19 protein-coding genes and 1 tRNA gene are annotated in these 20,366 nt (G+C 56.7%); 15 read left to right on the plus strand and 5 right to left on the minus strand.

The annotated features are described in order from the left end of the window. Positions 1–266 precede the first annotated feature (266 nt). Genes GOV53_RS05760 through arcC form a run of 5 tightly spaced genes read left to right on the plus strand, consistent with a single transcriptional unit; the run spans position 267 to position 6,362 of the window. Positions 267–1,754: a YfcC family protein gene (locus GOV53_RS05760; RefSeq protein ID WP_170423403.1), complete on the plus strand. Its 1,488-nt coding sequence runs from the start codon at positions 267–269 to the stop codon at positions 1,752–1,754. A 9-nt stretch (positions 1,755–1,763) separates the two neighbouring features. Next, positions 1,764–3,143, plus strand: a complete 1,380-nt coding sequence (locus GOV53_RS05765) for an amino acid permease (protein WP_170464701.1) — start codon at positions 1,764–1,766, stop codon at positions 3,141–3,143. Then, positions 3,140–4,366 carry an arginine deiminase gene (locus GOV53_RS05770; RefSeq protein WP_170464702.1) on the plus strand — a complete coding sequence of 409 codons (1,227 nt, stop codon included), beginning with the start codon at positions 3,140–3,142 and terminating at the stop codon, positions 4,364–4,366. Before GOV53_RS05765 ends, GOV53_RS05770 begins: the two co-directional genes overlap by 4 nt. A gap of 55 nt (positions 4,367–4,421) precedes the next feature. Continuing rightward, the gene (gene argF / locus GOV53_RS05775) at positions 4,422–5,420 is read left to right on the plus strand and encodes an ornithine carbamoyltransferase (protein ID WP_170464703.1); all 999 of its coding nucleotides are present in this window, start codon (positions 4,422–4,424) and stop codon (positions 5,418–5,420) included. Between the two features lie 3 nt (positions 5,421–5,423). Next, positions 5,424–6,362, plus strand: coding sequence for a carbamate kinase (gene arcC, locus GOV53_RS05780; protein WP_170464704.1), 939 nt, complete (start codon positions 5,424–5,426; stop codon positions 6,360–6,362). Positions 6,363–6,488: 126 nt separating this feature from the next. On the opposite strand, the gene GOV53_RS05785 is transcribed toward arcC, so the two are convergent. Together GOV53_RS05785 and GOV53_RS05790 are read right to left on the minus strand one after the other, a co-directional pair. Next, positions 6,489–6,565 (minus strand) — tRNA-Pro (locus GOV53_RS05785). A gap of 92 nt (positions 6,566–6,657) precedes the next feature. Further along, a complete protein-coding gene (locus GOV53_RS05790) occupies positions 6,658–7,773 on the minus strand; it encodes a THUMP domain-containing class I SAM-dependent RNA methyltransferase (protein ID WP_170464705.1) in 1,116 nt (371 codons plus the stop codon). Positions 7,774–8,061: 288 nt separating this feature from the next. On the opposite strand from GOV53_RS05790, the gene GOV53_RS05795 reads away from it, so the two are divergent. The 6 genes from GOV53_RS05795 to nqrF are packed head-to-tail and all read left to right on the plus strand — an operon-like array spanning position 8,062 to position 13,922. Continuing rightward, positions 8,062–9,405, plus strand: a complete 1,344-nt coding sequence (locus tag GOV53_RS05795) for a Na(+)-translocating NADH-quinone reductase subunit A (protein WP_170465069.1) — start codon at positions 8,062–8,064, stop codon at positions 9,403–9,405. A gap of 5 nt (positions 9,406–9,410) precedes the next feature. Further along, positions 9,411–10,619, plus strand: a complete 1,209-nt coding sequence (locus tag GOV53_RS05800) for an NADH:ubiquinone reductase (Na(+)-transporting) subunit B (RefSeq protein WP_170464706.1) — start codon at positions 9,411–9,413, stop codon at positions 10,617–10,619. Continuing rightward, positions 10,612–11,427 carry a Na(+)-translocating NADH-quinone reductase subunit C gene (locus GOV53_RS05805; RefSeq protein ID WP_170464707.1) on the plus strand — a complete coding sequence of 272 codons (816 nt, stop codon included), beginning with the start codon at positions 10,612–10,614 and terminating at the stop codon, positions 11,425–11,427. The genes GOV53_RS05800 and GOV53_RS05805 overlap by 8 nt, the downstream gene beginning before the upstream one ends. Next, a complete protein-coding gene (locus GOV53_RS05810; RefSeq protein WP_170415660.1) occupies positions 11,427–12,080 on the plus strand; it encodes an NADH:ubiquinone reductase (Na(+)-transporting) subunit D in 654 nt (217 codons plus the stop codon). The genes GOV53_RS05805 and GOV53_RS05810 overlap by 1 nt, the downstream gene beginning before the upstream one ends. Beyond that, positions 12,080–12,688, plus strand: a complete 609-nt coding sequence (gene nqrE / locus GOV53_RS05815) for an NADH:ubiquinone reductase (Na(+)-transporting) subunit E (RefSeq protein WP_170423419.1) — start codon at positions 12,080–12,082, stop codon at positions 12,686–12,688. The genes GOV53_RS05810 and nqrE overlap by 1 nt, the downstream gene beginning before the upstream one ends. 10 nt (positions 12,689–12,698) lie before the next feature. After that, complete coding sequence (nqrF, locus tag GOV53_RS05820) at positions 12,699–13,922, plus strand: NADH:ubiquinone reductase (Na(+)-transporting) subunit F (RefSeq protein ID WP_170423421.1); 1,224 nt, start codon at positions 12,699–12,701, stop codon at positions 13,920–13,922. Between the two features lie 35 nt (positions 13,923–13,957). Here nqrF and tviB read toward each other — a convergent pair whose 3' ends face one another. From tviB to GOV53_RS05835, 3 genes are all read right to left on the minus strand, one after another. After that, complete coding sequence (gene tviB, locus GOV53_RS05825) at positions 13,958–15,241, minus strand: Vi polysaccharide biosynthesis UDP-N-acetylglucosamine C-6 dehydrogenase TviB (protein ID WP_170464708.1); 1,284 nt, start codon at positions 15,239–15,241, stop codon at positions 13,958–13,960. A gap of 13 nt (positions 15,242–15,254) precedes the next feature. Next, positions 15,255–16,268 carry an NAD-dependent epimerase/dehydratase family protein gene (locus tag GOV53_RS05830; protein WP_170464709.1) on the minus strand — a complete coding sequence of 338 codons (1,014 nt, stop codon included), beginning with the start codon at positions 16,266–16,268 and terminating at the stop codon, positions 15,255–15,257. A gap of 85 nt (positions 16,269–16,353) precedes the next feature. Continuing rightward, entirely contained in the window at positions 16,354–16,878 is a 525-nt protein-coding gene (locus GOV53_RS05835) for a CBS domain-containing protein (protein WP_170423427.1), read from the minus strand. 120 nt (positions 16,879–16,998) lie between these two features. Here GOV53_RS05835 and GOV53_RS05840 point away from each other — a divergent pair, with 120 nt between their 5' ends. The 4 genes from GOV53_RS05840 to GOV53_RS05855 all read left to right on the plus strand — a co-directional run bounded on the left by GOV53_RS05840 (position 16,999) and on the right by GOV53_RS05855 (position 20,277). Further along, on the plus strand, positions 16,999–17,184 hold the full coding sequence (locus GOV53_RS05840) for a hypothetical protein (RefSeq protein WP_170423429.1): 186 nt from the start codon (positions 16,999–17,001) through the stop codon (positions 17,182–17,184). A 67-nt stretch (positions 17,185–17,251) separates the two neighbouring features. Next, complete coding sequence (locus tag GOV53_RS05845; protein ID WP_170464710.1) at positions 17,252–18,277, plus strand: FAD:protein FMN transferase; 1,026 nt, start codon at positions 17,252–17,254, stop codon at positions 18,275–18,277. A gap of 14 nt (positions 18,278–18,291) precedes the next feature. Beyond that, positions 18,292–18,528: a (Na+)-NQR maturation NqrM gene (nqrM, locus tag GOV53_RS05850; RefSeq protein ID WP_170423432.1), complete on the plus strand. Its 237-nt coding sequence runs from the start codon at positions 18,292–18,294 to the stop codon at positions 18,526–18,528. A gap of 75 nt (positions 18,529–18,603) precedes the next feature. After that, complete coding sequence (locus GOV53_RS05855) at positions 18,604–20,277, plus strand: sulfatase-like hydrolase/transferase (protein ID WP_170464711.1); 1,674 nt, start codon at positions 18,604–18,606, stop codon at positions 20,275–20,277. The last annotated feature ends 89 nt before the right edge of the window (positions 20,278–20,366 follow it).

A 20,366-nucleotide genomic window follows, 5' to 3' on the forward strand; every position in this document is an offset into this window, starting at 1 on the left:
GGCCACATCAGATCGGACCAAACCTAGACGGCAAACATCTGGGCAGAAACCTGCCAAGTGGTTGCAAATAAAGCAAACGGCAATTTTTGTTGCGTGGAAACGAAGTGTGATTGCCAGTTGGACAGCCACTTTGCTGTCAATGAATCCGACAAATGAAACTCACGTTTTACGAAAGTGACAAGTCGCCGCGTTAGTACTAAGTTGAGACATAAGTATTCAAATATTTGACTGTCCAGTTTCTCAGCTTCACCCAGCGCGAGTTTCATATGTCCAAGTTCAAATTTCCTACCGCCTTTACCATTCTGTTCATACTGATTGCCGTCGTGGCCGCCCTTACATGGGTTATTCCAGCCGGTGAGTATGACCGTCAGATGAACGAAGCTTTGGGCAGCGAAGCGCCTGTCCCGGGCACCTACCACGAAGTCGAGCCGAACCCTCAGGGGCTTACGGCGGTCATCCTTGCGCCGATTGCAGGTATGTACGACCCTGGTCTTTTGGGAAGTTCATCCAGCGCCGCAATTGATGTCGCTTTGTTTGTTCTGGTCATTGGTGGTTTCCTGATGGTTGTCACCAAGACAGGAGCTATCGACGCCGGTATCGGTTGGTTGCTGCACAGGTTGGCCGGGCGGGAAATCCTGATGATCCCGATCCTGATGATCGCCTTTGCCTTTGGCGGGACAAGCTATGGCATGGCCGAAGAATCCCTCGCGTTCTACGCTCTGATCATTCCGGTTTTTATTCGGGCAGGGTACGACTCGTTGACCGGTGTTGCCGTGATCATGCTAGGCGCAGGCATTGGGACCCTGGGCTCAACCTTCAACGCATTTGCGACAGTTGTTGCCTCGCAAGGTGCGGGTATTCCGTTCACGAACGGGATCGTTCTTAGGTTCATTATCCTTGTCCTTTGTCTTGCTGCCGGCATCGCATTCGTCATGCGATACGCATCACGCGTGAAAGCCGACCCGTCATTGTCCGTGGTGGCCGATCAGGCCGAGGAAAACCGGGCGCATTTCCTAAAGGGTTCGGAAGGCGATGATACGTTCCCCGAGATGACCAAGACGCGTTCGATCATTCTGGTTCTTTTCGGGATTACCTTCGCCATCATGATCTACGGTGTTGTCGCACTGGGGTGGTGGATGGCCGAGATGTCCGGTCTCTTCCTGGTGATGTCCATCATCGTTTGGTGGGTCGGGAAAACGGATGAAGGGTCCAGAATGGACGAAGGGACCTTTGTGGAAACCTTCGTTGATGGCGCGCGCGATTTGCTGGGCGTTGCCCTGATCATTGGCGTCGCGCGCGGCGTTGTCGTCATTATGGACGCGGGCAAAATCACCGATACAATCCTCGCCGGAGCCGAGGGGTTTGTCTCAGGACTGAGCGAGTTCGCCTTTATCAACGCGATGTTTGGCATTCAGATCTTGATGTCATTCCTGGTGCCGTCCTCGTCAGGGCTGGCCACGCTTTCGATGCCGATCATGGCGCCACTGGCAGACTTTGCAGGCGTCGGTCGTGACCTTGTGGTTACAGCGTACCAGTCAGCAAACGGATGGGTGAACCTGTTCAACCCGACATTTGCCGTCGTCATGGGAGGGCTAGCCATTGGCCGTGTCTCCTATGACAGGTGGCTACGCTTTGTTTTCCCGCTGCTCGTAATTCTGGCCGTGATCATATGCGCGGCACTTACCGTTGGGGCCATCACGGATCCGGGGATCGACGGGCCCGCTACCGAGACTTCAGACACAACATCGAACTGAGCCGTCGCAATGACCGATCGCTCCGCTCCAGAGACGACTTCGACATCGGGTGCCCTAGGGCTGACGGCCTGTATCGCTTTGGTTGTTGGAAACATGATCGGTTCGGGAGTGTTCCTTCTACCAGCGTCTCTTGCACCGCTTGGGCCAATCGCAATTGGTGGGTGGATTCTGACTTCGGCAGGGGCACTTGTTCTCGCGATCATATTCGGAAGGTTGTCACGCGTCGTTTCAAAACCTGGTGGCCCCTACGCCTATTCGCAAGAAGCATTCGGAGACTTTGCAGGCTTCATTATTGCCTGGGGGTACTGGATCGCACTTTGGACCGGGAACGCAGCTGTTGCTGTCGCGTTGGTGGGATATCTGGGATTCCTGTTCCCGATTATCATCGAAGTGCCGATGTACGGCCTATCGACCGCGTTGGTTGCAATCTGGACGCTCACCTTGGTTAATATCCGAGGGGTCGAAGGCGCTGGTTTGGTTCAGATCGTAACCACCGTGCTGAAACTCGCGCCGCTGATATTAATTGGCACATTGGGTATCTTCTGGATCAACACCGAGAACTATGTTCCGGTCAACCAAAGCGGCACCACGGCGTTTACGGCGATTTCTGCCGCGGCTGCTCTGACGCTTTGGGCCTACCTAGGCCTTGAATCTGCGACGGTTCCCTCTGGCGATGTTATCGAACCGGAAAAGACCATCCCGCGCGCCACCGTGATCGGCGTGATTATCGCGGCAAGCGTCTATATCTCGGTAACTGCCGTTTCGATGGGCGTCATTCCTGCCGAGTTGCTCGCTGTTTCCGCCGCACCTCTGGCAGCCGTCGGTGAGGTGATGTTTGGTCCCGTTGGCGGTGTCCTTGTTGCAGTGGGCGCGGTGATTTCGACCTTTGGCACTTTGAACGGCTTTACGCTGCTTAGTGGCCAGGTCCCTTACGGTGCTGCCTTGGATCGCGTCTTCCCTGCAGCCTTGGGCCAAAAATCCAAATTTGGAACGCCTGCTAATGCGTTAATCCTGTCGAACGCACTAGCCTCGGTTCTGATCATCATGAACTATGCGCAAGGGCTGGTCGCCGCATTCAACTTTGTCATTCTGCTCGCCGTTGTTGCCAGCCTTTTGCCCTATGCCATCTGCTCGGTGGCCGAGATAATGATCCGGCTGAAAGGCGGGCAGGTCCTGCATGGCCCGGAACTGGCGAAGGTCGTCGTGCTGGGCGCACTAGGGTTCATCTATTCCGTCTGGGCCTTCATCGGCTCAGGCGCTGAAACCGTTTTGGTTGGCTCGGTCCTGCTGCTTATGGGCGTGCCTATCCATGTCTGGGTCCGCTGGAGCCAGGCCAATGACATTGAAGAGATTCAGAAAACGGATAGTTCGAAAGGAGAGTTGCAATGAAGCTCGGCGTTCATTCCGAGATCGGAAAGCTCAACAAGGTGATCGTCTCGCGCCCTTCACTGGCGCATGATCGCCTGACACCGCGAAACTGCGAAGAGCTTTTGTTCGATGACGTGATCTGGGTCGAACAGGCCCGCAAGGACCACGCCGAATTCTGCTCGCTCATGCGGGAACGCGGGGTCGAGGTCTATGACATTCAGGATCTGCTCGCCCAAGCCATCGCGGAAGATCCAGCAGCGCGCGCCTTCCTTCTGGACCGTCTGATCACGCCCAACATGGTCGGCCTGGGCTTTTCCGTAGAAATGCGGGCTTGGTTGGACGAGATGGACGCCAAGCTACTTGCTCGCCATATGCTTGGCGGCATCATCTTCGCAGACCTGCCCAAAGGCATGATCGACGAACAGTTCGGTGATCTGGTTTCTCTGGGCGACTTCATCCTTCCCGCCATCCCCAATGCGCAGTTCCAGCGCGACCCCTCCTGCTGGATTTTCGATGGCGTGACGACGAACCCAATGTTCTGGCCCGCTCGCAAGCCGGAAACCCTGATCATGCGTACGGTGTATCGCCACCATAAGATGTTCAAGGACGCCGAGTTCGAGTTCTGGTGGGGCGACAGCGACGACGATTTCGGCCTCGCCTCGGTCGAGGGTGGCGACGTTCAACCGGTGGGCAACGGCACTGTCTTCATTGGAATGGGCGAACGCACAACCCGGCAGGCCGTCGCACAGGTAGCGGAAGCATTGTTCAGGAAAGGCGGTGCTGAACGTGTCGTCGCCTGTGCCATGCCAAAAAGCCGCGCGGCCATGCATCTGGATACCGTCTTCACTTGCCTTGACCACGACAAGGTCACCGCATTCTCGGAAGTCGCGGACCAGATCACCTGTATCTCGATCCGCCCGGGCGACCGCGGGGACTTGGATATCCACGTGGAAAAAGGGCACTTGTTCGAAGTCTACAAGGAAGCCCTGGGATTGAATTCGCTTGAGGTCATTTCGACCGGCGGCAACGAGTTCCAGGCCGAGCGCGAACAGTGGGATGACGGCAATAACGTCGTGGCCCTCTCGCCCGGTGTGGTCGTCGGCTATGCGCGCAACACTTTTACGAATGGCAAGATGCGCGCGGCCGGCGTCGAGGTGATCGAAATCTCGGGTCAGGAATTGGGACGCGGTCGCGGTGGTGGCCACTGCATGACCTGCCCGATCGACCGCGACCCCGCCTATTGAATTTACCAAGGGTGCAGCCCCCTGCGCCCGCTGATTTTTGTTAGGGAGAGACAAAATGGCATTCAATCTCAAAGGCCGTAGCTATCTGAAAATCGCCGATTTCAGCCAGCGTGAAATGCTGTACCTGCTGGATCTGGCCCGCGATCTGAAACGCGCCAAATACGCCCGCGCCGAACAGCCCTCGCTGACCGGCAAGAACATCTGCTTGATCTTCGAGAAGACCTCGACGCGTACTCGTTGCGCATTTGAAGTGGCGGCCTACGATCAGGGTGCGAACATTACGTATCTCGATCCATCGGGCTCGCAAATCGGGCACAAGGAGTCGATGAAAGACACGGCGCGCGTTTTGGGCCGCATGTTCGACGGGATTGAATTCCGCGGTGCTGGTCAGGACATGGTTGAAACGCTGTCAGAATATGCCGGTGTTCCGGTCTATAACGGTCTGACCGACGACTGGCATCCGACCCAGATGCTTGCCGATATGCAGACCATGATCGAGCACGCAGACAAGCCCCGTAAGGACATTGTCTATGCCTATTCGGGCGACTGTCGGTCGAACATGGGCAACTCGCTACTGATGTTGGGCGCGATCATGGGCTGCGACGTCCGGATGATTTCGCCGAAAGAAACCCAGCCCCATGACGATGTACGCGAATTGGCGATGGAGCGGGCTGAAAAGACCGGCGCACGTGTGACCATCACCGACGATACCTCGGCCGTAGAAGGCGCGGATTTCATCCATACCGATGTCTGGGTGTCGATGGGTGAGCCAAAAGAGGTCTGGGCCGAGCGGATCAAGCTGCTGAGTCCTTATCAGGTCAACATGGATCTGATGAAGAAAACTAACAATCCAGCCGTCAAGTTCATGCACTGCCTGCCCGCCTTCCACAATCTGGAGACCAAGGTCGGTCAGGACATTCACGAACAGTTCGGCATCACCGAGATGGAAGTGACCGAGGAGGTTTTCGAAAGCGATATGAACATCGCGTTCGAGCAAGCCGAAAACCGGATGCACACGATCAAGGCGATCCTTGTCGCCACATTGGGAGCCTGAACCATGGGTCGCGTTGTTGTAGCACTCGGTGGCAACGCGCTTCTCAAACGGGGTGAGGCGATGACAGCGGACAATCAGCGCAAGAACGCGAAGATTGCCGCCGAAGCCCTCGCCCCGCTCTGCGAAGCGCACGAAACCGTCATCACTCATGGCAATGGTCCGCAGGTCGGGATGCTGGCCCTGCAAGAGATCATGTATACGGATGTCGAGGAGTACCCGCTGGACGTTTTGGTCGGCGAAACGATGGGCATGATCGGCTATATGATCGAGCAGGAGCTTGGTAACATCCTGCCCTTCGAGCATCACATCGCCACTCTATTGACCATGATCGAGGTAGACCCGAGCGACCCGGCCTTTGACAATCCGACCAAGTTCATCGGGCAGGTTTATTCCGAAGCGGACGCCAAGAAAGAGGCGGCTGACAATGGCTGGACGGTGAAACCGGATGGCGAGTACTGGCGACGCGTTGTGCCATCGCCCCGCCCGAAACGTATTTTTCAGGTCGAACCGATCCGTTGGATCTTGGAAAAGGGCGCGACCGTGATCGCTGCTGGCGGAGGCGGCATCCCGACGATGTACGAGGCGGGTGCTGAACGGAAACTGGTTGGGGTCGAAGCCGTCATCGACAAGGATTTCGCCTCGTGCCTTCTGGCGCAGAACCTTGGCGCAGATTTCTTTGTCATCGCTACAGATGCAGAAGCCGTATTCCTGAACTGGGGAACGCCTGACCAAAAAGGCATTCGGTCGATCACCCCCAACGCGTTGGATGAGTACGACTTCCCCGCTGGATCAATGGGTCCCAAGGTGCAGGCCGCCCAGGACTTTGTGCGATCCTCGGGCGGTCGCGCGATCATTTGCGCCCTAGCCGATGTTCCTGCAGCCGTTCGCGGTGAAAAAGGGACAACCGTATCGCTGGAGGCGGGGGGAACACAGTTTCACTAGGTTGCTATTGCCCGGAACGCCTGCACAAAACCGCCAATGCGTTGGATCTCGACTAACGTATCGTTCAACGAACTTCGGATCACTGTCATAGAAACAACAAAGGCGCCCTTGGGCGCCTTGTTTTATTGGTCGGAGTGAGAGGATTCGAACCTCCGACCCCTGCCTCCCGAAGACAGTGCTCTACCAGGCTGAGCTACACTCCGACCGTGGCGCGTGATCTATACCTGCGGTTTTGGATGTGCAAGAGGCATTTTGGTGCCCGGCGCGCGAATTGCGCAATGACCTCTAAATCGGTTCAGGTTAGGGGGTCGGTGCGGTACAGGCGGATTTTGGTACCGCCATGGTCGACAACCGGGCCGGGGGGTAACAACGGCAAGCGGGTCGAACGTGCAAGGCTTACGTTACTTGTCACGATGCCGACACGCCAACCCTTGAATCTGGACTGCAACGTCTTTCCCAGACTGCCATAAACGGATCGCAGGCGTTTCTCGTCGCCGATCCGCGCGCCGTAGGGTGGGTTAACGATGACCAGACCGGTGGGGCCCTGTGGGGGTTTGATGTCGCTGACCGGTCGTGTCTGAAACACAGTAACGTCGGCAACACCGGCACGCTCTGCGTTTTTTATTGACGCCTCGACCGCCCCTGCATTGCGGTCCGATCCATGAAAGATCACGTCCGGCTTCGCCGAATGATCCTGCTGTTGCATGGACGACCAGAGATTCTGTTCAAAACTGACCAAATTCTCGAAGGCAAAACTGCGGGACCGACCCGGGCGCAGCCCAGATGCGATCTCGGCGGCCTCGATGACAAAGGTGCCGGACCCGCACATCGGATCTAGGACTGGTTCAGACCCATCAAATCCACATTCGCTCAGGAACATTGCGGCCATCGTCTCGCGCATGGGGGCTTTGGCGACGGCTGGTTTGTGCCCGCGTTTGTGCAATGGCTCGCCCGAGCTGTCTATTGAGAAGGTGCAGATGTCTTTTTCAATGCGCAGCAGGACGCGCAGCGCGGCATCAGGCGCGATTGGAGCGCCCAGGGTTTCGGTGATCGCCTTCTCGACCCGCTGACGTGCAGCGCCCGCGTGATAGATTCGAGACTTTCGGCTGGTTGCTTCAACCCTTACGGGGACATCGGGGCGCAGGAACTCAGCCCATGGGAACTTGCGCGACCGTTTGTCCAACTGCGCCAGGTGGACCGCAGGGAACCCGCCCAACCGCACCAGAACCTTGTTCGCCCCGCGCAGGCAGAGGTTCGCGCGCCAGACTTCTTGCCAACCTCCGCGGCAAGTAACGCCCCCAGGGACTGGTTTTGCGGACGCGAATCCCTGTTCGACCGCCTCGGCATGCAAGGGCGCTTCGAGACCAGGCGTGGCTACCAAAAAGATTTCAAAATCGTCGTTTTGTTTCATCCCCGGTGCTTACACCGGAAGCTCGACAGGTGCGATATGCAATTTCATTGGGCCGAAAAGCGACCCTTCAAAGGAATTTGACAATAAATCCGTATTTTCGTCGGTAACGGGTTTGCGTTTAGCACCGTCCCCGCGTAAAGGGTGCCTGATCAAAACGAAGCTTGGAATGGAAACAGGTGCCATGCGCCTTTTTCTGCTCGCAGGCTCCCACATACAGGTTGTTTTGTGCCACTATAGAGTGGTGGGAACGACGTGTTGCAGGAAAGAGGCTTGGAAGACCGTAGCGACATGCAAACTTTCAAACTGAAAAAAGGGTTGGAACTGCCGGTGCAAGGTGCGCCAGAGCAAAAAATCCAACCGGGTCCTGAATTCAGCTCAGTTGGGGTTTTGGGGGCCGATTATCTGGGCCTGAAACCACGTATGCTGGTTCAGGAAGGCGATGAGGTTCAGCGGGGCACACCGCTGTTCTGCCACAAGGACGTGCCCGAGGCGATGATGGTTGCCCCGCTCAGCGGTAAGGTTGTGGCCATCAACCGCGGCGCGCGCCGGGTTTTGCAGAGCGTCGTGATCGAGGTTTCGGACGCCAACGACACTGGTCTCGACTTTTCCGGCGTCGGCAACGGTGACACCGCCGAAGGCGTGACCGAACGCCTGTGTGCCGCTGGTCTTTGGACTGCATTCCGCACGCGTCCTTATTCCAAAATGGCCGTGCCGGGCACCACGCCTGCCGCCATTTTCGTCACGGCAATGGACAGTGAACCGCTGGCTGCTGATGCCGCGACGATCATTCAGGATGCAGGCGACGCCTTTGCCGCTGGCCTGAGCGCCATTGCAAAGTTGACCGAGGGCAAGACCTACCTTTGCCAGAAAGACGGTGACGTCCTTCCGGGCGCAGATGTTCCGGGTGTAGAGGCGGCTGCGTTTTCCGGCCCGCACCCCGCTGGTTTGGCTGGCACACACATCCACTTCCTCGAGCCGCTGGCCGGTGAAAAGCAGGTTTGGACGATCGGATATCAGGATGTCATCGCCATTGGTCGCCTGATGCAGACCGGCCATTTGGATCCGAACATCGTGGTGGCCCTGTCGGGCCCAGGTGCACGGCAGCCGCGTCTGATCCGTACAGTCATGGGGGCCTCGACCGACGATTTGACCCGCGATGAGATCAACGTTGATGGCACCGCCCGCGTGATTTCCGGCTCGATCCTGTCTGGTCGCCATGCAGCGGGTGCAGAGGCCTATCTGGGCCGTTTCGCGCGCCAGATCAGCATCATCCGCGAAGATCATGATCAGCATACGCTGGGTTGGATCCTTCCGATGCCGTCGAAATACGCGGTGCAACCGGTTTTGGGTTCGGCTTTTGCAAAGAAGCTGTTCTCATTCACGTCCAACCTGAACGGTGGACGGCGCGCAATGGTGCCGACCGGCACGTTCGAGCAGCTGATGCCGCAGGACTATCTGCCGACACAGCTGCTGCGCGCGCTGCTGGTGATGGACACAGATACTGCACAGGCGCTGGGTGCGCTGGAGCTGGACGAAGAGGATCTGGGCCTCGTCGGCTTTGCCTGTCCGGCGAAATATGAATATGGGCTGGCGCTGCGCGACTGCCTGACCAAGATTGAAAAGGAGGGCTGATCCGAATGGGTTTGCGTAGCTTCTTTGATCGGATCGAGCCGAACTTTACCAAGGGCGGCAAGTACGAGAAGTACTTCCCCATCTACGAGATGGTGGAAAGCTTCATCTACACTCCGAAAACCGTAACAACCGCTGCACCTCATGCGCGTTCCTACGTGGATATGAAGCGGATCATGACATATGTCGTGATCGCGACGATCCCCTGTATCCTGTGGGGGATGTACAACACCGGCTATCAGGCTAACTCGGCGATTGCTGCGCTTGGCCCGGATGCGGCCACCGGCTGGCGGATCGCCATTCTGCAGATGTTCGGTATCTCACTGAACCCTGACAGCATCTTTGCCTGTTTCATGCATGGTCTGATGTACTTCCTGCCGATCTACATCACGACGCTGGTCGCGGGTGGTATTTTCGAGGTCATCTTTGCAACCGTACGCGGCCACGAGGTTAACGAAGGCTTCCTTGTAACCTCAATGCTTTACACGTTGATCATGCCTGCATCTGCCCCTCTGTGGCAGGTCGCTTTGGGCATCATCTTTGGTGTGGTCATCGGTAAAGAAGTCTTTGGCGGTACTGGCAAAAACTTCCTGAACCCCGCGCTTGTAGGCCGTGCGTTCCTATACTTCGCATACCCTGCGAACATGTCGGGCGACACGGTTTGGACCCCGGTTGACGGGTTCTCGGGCGCGACGGCTCTGTCTGTGTCGGCCTCGGAAGGCTTTCAGGCGCTGGCGACCGAAGGGCTGACCTGGTGGAATGCGTTCCTGGGTCAGATGCAGGGGAGTTTTGGCGAAACGTCGACGCTGGCCTGTCTGATTGGTCTGGCATTCCTGTTGACAACGCGGATCGCAAACTACCGTCTGATTGTCGGCTGTTTGGCGGGTACTATTGGTCTGACGCTGCTGTTCAACCTGATCGGATCGGACACCAACCCGATGTTCGCGATGCCTTGGTACTGGCACATCGTGGTCGGCGGCTATGCTTTCGGTCTGGCCTTCATGGTGACCGAGCCTGTTTCGGCCAGCCATACCAACATGGGGCGCTATTTCTACGGTGCGCTGATCGGTATCATGGTTGTGCTGATCCGGGTGGTGAACCCCGCTTTCCCCGAAGGCATGATGCTGGCAATCCTGTTCGGTAACGTCTTTGCACCACTGATCGACTACTTCGTCGTTCAGGCAAACATCAAACGGAGGGCGCGTCGCCATGTCTGATACGCAATCCCCAGAACCCAAGGGCGCGATTGCCAAGTTTCTGGCGGCCTCGCCGGACTCGGTTGGCAAGACGATCTTTATCGCTGTTGCGGTGTGCCTTGTGGCTTCGATGGTCGTGTCTGCCGCAGCCGTAAGCCTGCGCCCTGTGCAGGAAGCCAACGCGCTCAAGGACAAGCAGATCAACGTTCTGCAGGTGGCAGGCGTTTACGAACCGGGCGTCGATGTCTCTGAGGCATTTGCCAAGTTCGAGCCGCATGTACTTGAACTGTCGACTGGCGAGTTTGTGGACGACAAGTTTGATCCGGCCACCTTCGACGATCTGGCTGCTGCCAGTGACCCAGAGTTGAGCGTTGCGCTGGACGATGACCCTGCTGGTATCGGCCGCAAGGCTCTGTATCGCGTGATCTATCTGCTGCGGGACGATTCTGGCGAACTGGACAAGGTGATCCTGCCGCTGCACGGCTATGGTCTTTGGTCCACGCTGTATGGCTTCATCGCCCTGGAGAACAACGGGAACGACATCTTCGGTCTGCAATTCTATCAGCACGGCGAAACCCCTGGCTTGGGTGCTGAGGTGGACAACCCTCGCTGGAAAGCACTGTGGAATGGCAAGAAACTGCGCGATGACGCGGGCGATCTGCAGATCACCGTATCCAAGTCGCAACCTGCCGCTGGCCCCGACTTTTACGTAGACGCGCTGGCTGGTGCCACGCTGACCTCGGTAGGTGTCGATAACCTGGTGAAATTCTGGATGGGTGATGCGGGCTACGCTCCGTTCCTGGCCAAACTGCAAGCAGGAGAGATTTGATGTCCCAGACCAAGAAAGAGATGCTGGTCGACCCGCTTGTCGACAACAACCCGATCACTCTGCAGGTGCTCGGTATCTGTTCGGCACTGGCGGTGACCTCGTCGCTGCAGGTGTCGATGGTGATGGCACTGGCGGTGATCTTCGTGACGTCGTTCTCGTCCTTCTTCATCTCGTGCCTGCGCAACCAGATCCCGGGTTCGATCCGGATCATCGTGCAGATGGTGATCATCGCATCGCTGGTGATCCTGGTGGACCAGATCCTCAAGGCATATGCCTTTGAGATTTCAAAAACCCTGTCGGTTTTCGTCGGTCTGATCATCACCAACTGTATCGTAATGGGCCGCGCCGAAGCGTTTGCGATGAAGAACCCTCCGGTTGCGTCGTTCATCGACGGCATGGGCAACGGCATGGGCTATGGCCTGATCCTGCTGCTGGTTGGTTTCATCCGCGAGCTGTTCGGGAACGGGTCGCTGTTCGGCGTCACCATTCTGGAAACCGTCAACAATGGTGGTTGGTACGTGCCCAACGGCATGCTGCTGCTGCCACCGTCCGCGTTCTTTATCATCGGTCTGATCATCTGGGCCTTCCGCACATGGAAGCCGAACCAGGTCGAAGAACGTGAATACAAAATTCAGCAGGTAGAGGCCCACTGATGGAAGGTCTGATTTCACTGGCCGTAAAGGCCATCTTTGTTGAAAACCTGGCGCTCAGCTTCTTCCTCGGCATGTGTACCTTCATCGCCGTGTCCAAGAAGATTTCGACCGCGCTGGGTCTGGGTATTTCGGTCATGGTCGTGCAGGCCATCACGGTGCCCACGAACAACCTGCTGCTCAACTACCTGTTGAAGCCGGGCGCACTAGCTTGGGCTGGTTTCCCCGATGTGGACCTGACCTTCCTTGGCCTGATCTCGTATATCGGCGTGATTGCGGCGATGGTTCAGATCCTTGAGATGGTTTTGGATAAGTACTTCCCGCCGCTCTACAACGCGCTTGGTATCTTCCTGCCGCTGATCACGGTGAACTGCGCTATCCTGGGTGGTTCGCTGTTCATGGTCGAGCGTGACTATAACTTCGCTGAGGCTGCCACCTATGGTCTGTCTTCTGGCTTTGGCTGGGCGCTGGCGATCACCGCGATGGCGGGCGTGCGCGAAAAGCTGAAATACTCGGACATTCCGGATGGTCTGCAGGGTCTTGGTATCACCTTCATCACCGCGGGACTGATGGCGATGGCCTTCATGTCCTTCTCGGGCGTGAAGCTGTAAGGAGGCGTCGATGGAAACGTTTAGCCTGGGCGTCGTCCTATTTACCCTGATCGTTATCGCTCTGGTCGCCATCATTATGGCGGCGCGGTCGAAACTGGTCTCGACCGGTGATGTGAACATCACCATTAACGGCGAGAAAACCATTTCCGTTCCAGCGGGCGGCAAGCTGCTGCAAACGCTGGCGGCCGAGAAGCTGTTCGTGCCTTCTGCGTGCGGTGGCGGTGGTACCTGTGCACAATGTCGTGTGCGTGTGCATTCGGGCGGCGGGTCGATCCTGCCGACTGAAGAAAGCCACATCACCAAGCGTGAAGCAGCCTGCGGCGACCGCCTGTCCTGTCAGGTCGCGGTCAAGCAGGACATGGACATCGAAGTCCCCGAAGAGGTATTCGGCGTCAAGAAATGGGAATGCACGGTACGTTCGAACGAGAACGTTGCGACCTTCATCAAGGCGCTGACGTTGGATCTGCCGGAAGGCGAGGATGTGAACTTCCGCGCTGGCGGCTACATCCAGATCGAAGCGCCGGCCCACGCATTGAAGTACACGGACTTCGACGTCGAGGAAGAGTACCGCGAAGACTGGGACCGCTTTAACCTGTGGCAGTACGAGTCGGTTGTTGCCGAACCGATCGAGCGTGCCTATTCGATGGCAAACTACCCGGACGAAAAAGGCATGATCATGCTGAACGTCCGTGTTGCCTCACCGCCTCCGGGGTCGGAAGGTATCCCTCCGGGTCAGATGTCGTCCTATATCTTCAACCTGAAGCCGGGTGACAAGGTAACCATCTCGGGTCCGTTTGGTGAGTTCTTTGCCCGCGAAACTGAGAAAGAGATGGTCTTTATCGGCGGTGGTGCTGGTATGGCGCCGATGCGTAGCCACATCTTCGACCAGCTCAAGCGTCTTGAGAACCGCAACCGTAAGATCAGCTTCTGGTACGGTGCGCGTTCGAAGAAAGAGATGTTCTTTGTCGAAGACTTCGACACGCTGGCCGAAGAATTCGAGAATTTCGAATGGCATGTCGCCCTGTCGGACGCACAGCCCGAAGACGACTGGAAAGGCTATACCGGCTTCATCCACAATGTTCTGTTCGAAGAATACCTCAAGAACCACCCGGCACCTGAGGATTGTGAGTTCTACATGTGTGGCCCGCCGATCATGAACCAGTCGGTCATCAACATGCTGCTGGATCTGGGTGTGGACCGCGAAGACATCATGCTCGACGATTTCGGCGGGTAAGAGACAAAAAACCGGCGCTCAGGGCGCCGGTTTTTTTATAGACGTAGATCGCTGGCTTCGACCGGCAGAACGGATTTGACGTCGAATATGATGCAGGGGTCCTTTCCGTACGCACGAATACGTGCTGGATCAATCTGCAGAAACTCATGATGCGCAACCGCCAGGATCACCCCGTCATAGGTGTGCGACTGCGGAGCATCGATCAGCGAAATGCCGTATTCATCCTGCGCGGCCGCCGCATCTGCATGCGGATCGTGAACATCCACAGCAATTCCGTAGTCTTTCAGCTCGTCAATAATATCGACGACCCGAGTATTTCGCAGATCGGGGCAGTTTTCCTTGAAGGTCAGGCCCATGACCAGAACGCGGGCAGATCCCACGTCAATTCCGGCACGGGTCATTCGCTTCACAAGTTGGGACACCACATAGCTGCCCATGCTGTCATTAAGCCGCCGACCGGCCAGGATGATCTGCGGATGATGCCCGACGGCCTCAGCTTTGTGGGTCAGATAATAAGGGTCAACGCCGATGCAGTGGCCCCCAACCAAACCCGGACGGAAGGGCAGAAAGTTCCACTTTGTCCCCGCCGCACGCAACACAGCGTCGGTATCGATGTCCAAACGCCCAAAGATCATCGCCAACTCGTTGACCAGCGCAATGTTCAAGTCGCGCTGTGTGTTTTCGATAACTTTGGCGGCTTCCGCAACGCGGATACTTTCGGCTTTGTGCGTGCCTGCGGAAATGATCCGCGCATAAAGCGCATCGACCAGATCGGCGACTTCGGGGGTCGACCCCGATGTCACCTTGCAGATGTCTGAAATCCGGTGCGTCTTGTCGCCGGGGTTAATCCGCTCGGGGCTGTAGCCTGCAAAGAAATCCTCGTTGAACGTTAGGCCTGAAACACGCTCCACAACCGGCACACAATCTTCCTCGGTTGCGCCGGGATAGACGGTGCTTTCATAGATCACCAGATCGCCTTTTTTCAGAACGCTCCCAACCGTTTCGGAGGCGCGTAACAGGGGTGCCAGATCTGGTTGTTTGCCCGCCGTGATTGGGGTTGGCACGGTCACAATGAAGGTGTCGCATTCTGCGAGGGCGGTAGGGTCTGTAGTAAAGGTCAGACCAGTCGCAGCCGCCAGTTCCTCGGGCTCCACCTCTTGGGTGCTGTCCTGTCCTGTGCGCAATGCTTCGATCCGGGCGGTGTTGATGTCAAAGCCGATTACCGGGCCGATCTTCGCAAAAGCGACGGCCAGAGGCAGCCCGACATAGCCCAATCCGATGACGGCGATTTTTCGTGAATTTGGATCTGTTTCGAACATGTGGAAACTCAGCCTACTTTCCGTGGTAATCGCGGAACCATTCCACGAAACGGGCAATTCCATCTTTGAAATCGGTCTGAGGGCGATACCCGGTCAGGCGCTGCAGCAGATCGTTGTTGGCCCAAGTCGCAGGAACATCCCCCATCTGCATCGGCATATAGTTTCGAATGGCTTTCTTGCCGACAGCGTCCTCGATTGCTTCGACGAAATCCATCAGTCGGACCTTGTCGCCATTGCCGATGTTTACCACGCGCCAAGGGGCCGCGGGCGAAAGACTATCGCCTTCCTCAATCTCGTCCGGGCTGTTGGGCCGCACAGGAGGGGTGTCGATCAATAGCCTGATCCCACGAACCAGATCATCGACATAGGTAAAGTCGCGATACATGTCACCGTGGTTGTAGATGTCGATCGGGCGTTCATCCAGAATGGCGTCAACGAATTTATACAACGCCAGATCAGGTCGGCCCCAGGTCCCATAGACCGTAAAAAAGCGGAACATCGTGGTCGGCAGGTCCCACAGATGGGCATAGGAATGCCCCATAGCCTCATTCGCTTTTTTGGTCGCGGCATATATGGTCAGCGGGGTGTCCGCCTTTTCGACTTCGGTAAAGGGCATCGCCTCATTCGCGCCGTAGACTGAGGATGTTGAGGCCATCAACAGGTGCTCGACCTTATGCTCGCGCGCAACTTCCATCACGTTGAAGGTGCCGACAATGTTCGAGTCGATATAGCTGCGCGGGTCTTCTAGGCTATAACGTACGCCCGCCTGACCAGCGAGGTGAACAATCACGTCCGGTTGGAATTCTTCCCCGATCTGCTTCAGTTTTTCGTGGTTTTCCAGAAGATCCTCGGTCGCAGAGAAGCCTGGGTTCTGAAGCAGCATTTGATGCCTGCGGCGCTTGAGGGCGACGTCGTAATAGTCCGTCATTCCATCAAAGCCGTGCACCCGAAATCCCTCGGCCAGCAACAGTTTTGCCAGATGGAATCCAATGAAACCGGCTGTACCCGTGATCAAAACACGTTTCATTTTACCCTCGACCTATAACCGAACCAATTTGCGCATCAGGGATACTGTTGGTCCGCCAAGGTCAAGGGGTATTCTTTTGACGGTCTCAGCCGACAATCATCTGTTTCATGCGCAGGGCTTCGTATTCCAGCTCTTTCAGCCGGAAATGAACGACGTCTCCGATTGTGATGACACCGCGCAGATGACCGTCGCTTAGAACCGGCATATGGCGGAACCGTCCGTCGGTCATGGTTTTCAGGACATCGTTCAACAGATCCTCTGGTGCGCAGGTTTTGACCTCGCGGGTCATCAGATCTTCGACCGATTGCGGCAGGGTTTGGCCGGGCGTGTCCGCCATGCGCCGCACAATATCGCGTTCCGACAGGATGCCTTGTAGCGTACCGTTCTGGTCGGTTACGACCACCGCACCGATCCGCTTTTCCTTGAGTGTATTGACGACCGAATGGATCGTATCATTTGGGCGCACCGCAAACACAGCATCCCCTTTACCCTCAAGCAGCTTCGAGACTGTCGTCTGTGTGTGCGACAGGTTGGATTCAACCGACTGACTTTGTGTGCTTTTATCGGCCTTGTCGCCACGGGTGGGGGGCTGATATGAGGTTGGGGCCATTGGCAATCTCCTCTTTTTTTGAGATGGCTTCCCTTACACCTTACCGCAGCAAAGCAGTCTGTATAGGGTGCAAATTCCCAAACCGGCGAAAACTGCCGCAAATCAAGGATATCCGGCCTGTTGTCTGACCTGTACCTAACCCCGCCCATTGCCGCGCTGATTTTCTTTGCCGTGGTGGTTTGCGGGCATAACTTCAGAATGGCCTGGAAACAGCAGGCCGAGGGATGGCAGAAAAAAGCCTGGCTTTTTGGTGTTCCGGCTGGCATCGGATTGCTGGCACTGGGGTTCTTGCCTCTGAAACTGTGAAGTCGGTTTGACTCTGCAAGGGGCCGCTGGCATATGCCGGGCACGGTTTTCCTCAGGAGGTCTCTCGATGCGCCTTTTGCCTGTTTTGGCTGCTGCAACACTTTTGTCCGGGTGTCTTTTCGACGAAGAGCCCGAAGTTGTGCGCCTGTCCGGTGAGACCATGGGTACCACCTTCAACATCACCGCCATTGGCACGGATGTTGATGAAACTGCGCTAGGTGCAGCTGTCGAAGAGACGTTGGCTGACGTAAATGCCAAAATGTCCAACTGGGACCCAAATTCTGAGGTTTCGACATTCTCGGCGTCTACCAGCACGGAACCGACCGAAGTGTCTGATGAATTCGCACTGGTTATCGCGGCCGCGAACGATGTGCATGATAAATCCGGCGGCACTTTCGATGTCACCTTGGGCCCATTGATCGAGCTGTGGGGCTTTGGTCCGCGCAAGCCGGAAGACCCGGTGCCCTCGGATGCCGAAATACAGGCCGCTTTGGATAGCGTAGGCCAGGCGCGTTTGCTGACGCTGGATGCAGACAAAGGCACTTTGTCCAAGTCGGATGCTGGTGTTGGCATCAACCTGTCCGCCATTGCCAAAGGCTATGGCATCGACGCCGTGGCCGCGACGCTGCGCGAGGCGGGGATCGAGAATTACATGGTCGAGATTGGCGGCGATCTGGTCACCATGGGCCAGAACGACAAGGGCGAGGCCTGGCGGATCGGCATCGAAAAACCCGAGGCTGGATCACAGAACCTGCAACTAATTGTTCAGCTCGACAATCTGGGCATGGCCACCTCGGGCGACTACAAGAATTTCTTTGAACAGGATGGCGTGCGCTATTCACATATCATTGATCCCACAACCGGTCGTCCAATCACGCACCGCACGACTTCGGTGACGGTTCTGGCCGAAAACGCGATGATGGCCGATGCCTGGGCAACGGCGATGCTGGCGTTGGGTCAGGAAAAAGGTATGGAACTGGCAGAAGAGCATAAACTTGCCGTATATTTCATCTCGCGGGATGTGACAGGCGGCGACGATGCCTATATCACTGTTCATAGCACTGCGTTCAAAGACGCCTTGGGCACCAACTGACGGATAGGACCGGAATGAGCACCTTTATCATCGCCTTCTTTCTGCTGCTTATCATCGTGGTGGGCATGTCCTTGGGCGTCATGCTGATGGGAAAAACCATCAAGGGCAGTTGCGGTGGTCTGAACGCGATCTCGGGTGCAGACAAATGTGTGGTCTGCCAGAAAGACGTCGATCCGAACTCTCCCCTGCGCGATCAGCTTCAGTGCAAGCGTGCCAAGAAGATGCTTGAACAGATGGAGCGTCAGGCCTAAGCGCAAATTGCGCTTCGTTATTTCTGCGAAACTGTCTAAAAACTCCTCCGAGGCATATTGGGGGAGGGCGCAGGTTTGGCCAAAGCCAAAAACATCCTGTTCATCATGTTCGACCAGCTACGTTGGGATTACCTGAGCTGTTACGGGCACCCACATCTGCACACCCCTAACATCGACCGACTGGCGGCCAAGGGCGTTCGGTTTGACCGGGCCTATATCCAATCGCCGATTTGCGGCAGTTCGCGAATGTCGACCTATACCGGCCGATACGTTCATTCGCATGGTGCGTCGTGGAACGGTATCCCGCTGAAGGTTGGCGAGATCACGATGGGCGACCATCTGCGAAAGGCCGGTATGGATTGCTGGCTGGTCGGCAAAACGCATATGCGGGCGGATGCAGAGGGTATGGCGCGGCTGGGGCTGGAGCCTGACAGTTTGATCGGCGCGCGGGTGGCGGAATGCGGCTTCGACGTGTTCGAGCGCGACGATGGAATGCTACCTGAAGGGCCGGATGGTTACTATGACCCGGATGGCGCGAAGGAATACAACAAGTACCTGACCGCCAAAGGCTATGAGAGTGACAACCCCTGGCACGACTTTGCCAATTCAGGTCTGGATGCGGATGGCAATGTCCTTTCCGGCTGGTTCCTTAGGAATTCTGCCGAGCCTGCTAACATCGCCGAAGAGGACAGCGAAACCCCCTACCTGACAGGACGGGGAATGGATTTCATGGAGACCCATGACGGGCCTTGGTGCTGCCATCTGAGCTTTATCAAGCCGCATTGGCCCTACATCGTGCCGGAACCCTATGCCTCGATGTATGGTCCGCAGCATGTCGCGCCGGTGATCCGGTCCGAAGCCGAGCGGCAGAATGCCCATCCCGTGCTCAAGGCGTTCATGGACACCAAAGTGGGGCAGGCATTCTCGCGGCAGGATGTGCGCGACGCAGTGATCCCGGCCTATATGGGGCTGATCAAACAGGCCGACGATCAGATGGGTCGTTTGTTTGATTGGATGGAAAAAACGGGTCGGATGGAAGACACGTTGATCGTCCTGACCTCGGATCACGGAGATTTTCTGGGTGATCACTGGATGGGCGAGAAGACCTTCTTTCATGATGCTTCGACAAAAGTGCCGCTGATCATCTACGACCCATCCCCGCAGGCAGACGCGACCCGTGGCACTGTCAGCGATGCGCTCGTCGAATCCATCGACCTGGCACCGACTTTCGTGGACGTAGCGGGTGGCGACGTAGCAGGCCATATCCTTGAAGGGCATTCCCTGCTTCCGATCCTGCATGGGAACCATACGGAAACGCCGCGCGATGTCGTGGTTTGCGAATACGACTATTCGGCCTCGCCTATTGCAGACATGCTGAACGCTTCGGTCCGGGATGCGGTCATGTTCATGGTGGCTGACAAAAAGTGGAAACTGATCCATTGCGAAGGCGGCCACCGACCGATCCTGTTTGACCTTGTAAACGACCCGAACGAGTTGAACGATCTGGGCGACAGCGCGGATCATGCGGATTTGATTGCCGACATGTATGCCCATCTTTTCGCCTGGACACGTCGTCAATCGCAACGCACGACCCGGTCGGAACAGCAACTGATCGAAATGCGGACCAAAAGCCGGGGCAGGGGCGTTGTGGTCGGGGTTTATGACGAAAACGATGCGCCCTTGGACCTGACGGTCAAGTATCGCGGACGAAAAGCGCGCCCCTATCAGGATTACACGAAAAATGGCTAGGGCGAGCGGGCATTAATTCTGGCCATCCGCGCTCAGAATACGGTTCAATTGCCCAAGGTCAGAGGATACAAGACCGAACAAGAGCAGAA

It is taken from the genome of Ruegeria arenilitoris (genome assembly GCF_013035315.1).
Taxonomy (GTDB): Bacteria; Pseudomonadota; Alphaproteobacteria; order Rhodobacterales; family Rhodobacteraceae; genus Ruegeria; species Ruegeria arenilitoris_D.

What these genes read in the sequence shown, in the direction of transcription:
- GOV53_RS05805 (WP_170464707.1), top strand. Translation starts at nt 10,612, where the DNA reads ATGTCTGATACGCAATCCCCAGAACCCAAGGGCGCGATTGCCAAGTTT.
- nqrE (WP_170423419.1), top strand. Translation starts at nt 12,080, where the DNA reads ATGGAAGGTCTGATTTCACTGGCCGTAAAGGCCATCTTTGTTGAAAAC.
- GOV53_RS05830 (WP_170464709.1), bottom strand. Translation starts at nt 16,268, where the DNA reads ATGAAACGTGTTTTGATCACGGGTACAGCCGGTTTCATTGGATTCCAT.
- tviB (WP_170464708.1), bottom strand. Translation starts at nt 15,241, where the DNA reads ATGTTCGAAACAGATCCAAATTCACGAAAAATCGCCGTCATCGGATTG.
- GOV53_RS05765 (WP_170464701.1), top strand. Translation starts at nt 1,764, where the DNA reads ATGACCGATCGCTCCGCTCCAGAGACGACTTCGACATCGGGTGCCCTA.
- argF (WP_170464703.1), top strand. Translation starts at nt 4,422, where the DNA reads ATGGCATTCAATCTCAAAGGCCGTAGCTATCTGAAAATCGCCGATTTC.
- GOV53_RS05790 (WP_170464705.1), bottom strand. Translation starts at nt 7,773, where the DNA reads ATGAAACAAAACGACGATTTTGAAATCTTTTTGGTAGCCACGCCTGGT.
- GOV53_RS05770 (WP_170464702.1), top strand. Translation starts at nt 3,140, where the DNA reads ATGAAGCTCGGCGTTCATTCCGAGATCGGAAAGCTCAACAAGGTGATC.
- arcC (WP_170464704.1), top strand. Translation starts at nt 5,424, where the DNA reads ATGGGTCGCGTTGTTGTAGCACTCGGTGGCAACGCGCTTCTCAAACGG.
- GOV53_RS05795 (WP_170465069.1), top strand. Translation starts at nt 8,062, where the DNA reads ATGCAAACTTTCAAACTGAAAAAAGGGTTGGAACTGCCGGTGCAAGGT.
- nqrF (WP_170423421.1), top strand. Translation starts at nt 12,699, where the DNA reads ATGGAAACGTTTAGCCTGGGCGTCGTCCTATTTACCCTGATCGTTATC.
- GOV53_RS05845 (WP_170464710.1), top strand. Translation starts at nt 17,252, where the DNA reads ATGCGCCTTTTGCCTGTTTTGGCTGCTGCAACACTTTTGTCCGGGTGT.
- GOV53_RS05760 (WP_170423403.1), top strand. Translation starts at nt 267, where the DNA reads ATGTCCAAGTTCAAATTTCCTACCGCCTTTACCATTCTGTTCATACTG.
- GOV53_RS05810 (WP_170415660.1), top strand. Translation starts at nt 11,427, where the DNA reads ATGTCCCAGACCAAGAAAGAGATGCTGGTCGACCCGCTTGTCGACAAC.
- GOV53_RS05800 (WP_170464706.1), top strand. Translation starts at nt 9,411, where the DNA reads ATGGGTTTGCGTAGCTTCTTTGATCGGATCGAGCCGAACTTTACCAAG.
- GOV53_RS05835 (WP_170423427.1), bottom strand. Translation starts at nt 16,878, where the DNA reads ATGGCCCCAACCTCATATCAGCCCCCCACCCGTGGCGACAAGGCCGAT.
- nqrM (WP_170423432.1), top strand. Translation starts at nt 18,292, where the DNA reads ATGAGCACCTTTATCATCGCCTTCTTTCTGCTGCTTATCATCGTGGTG.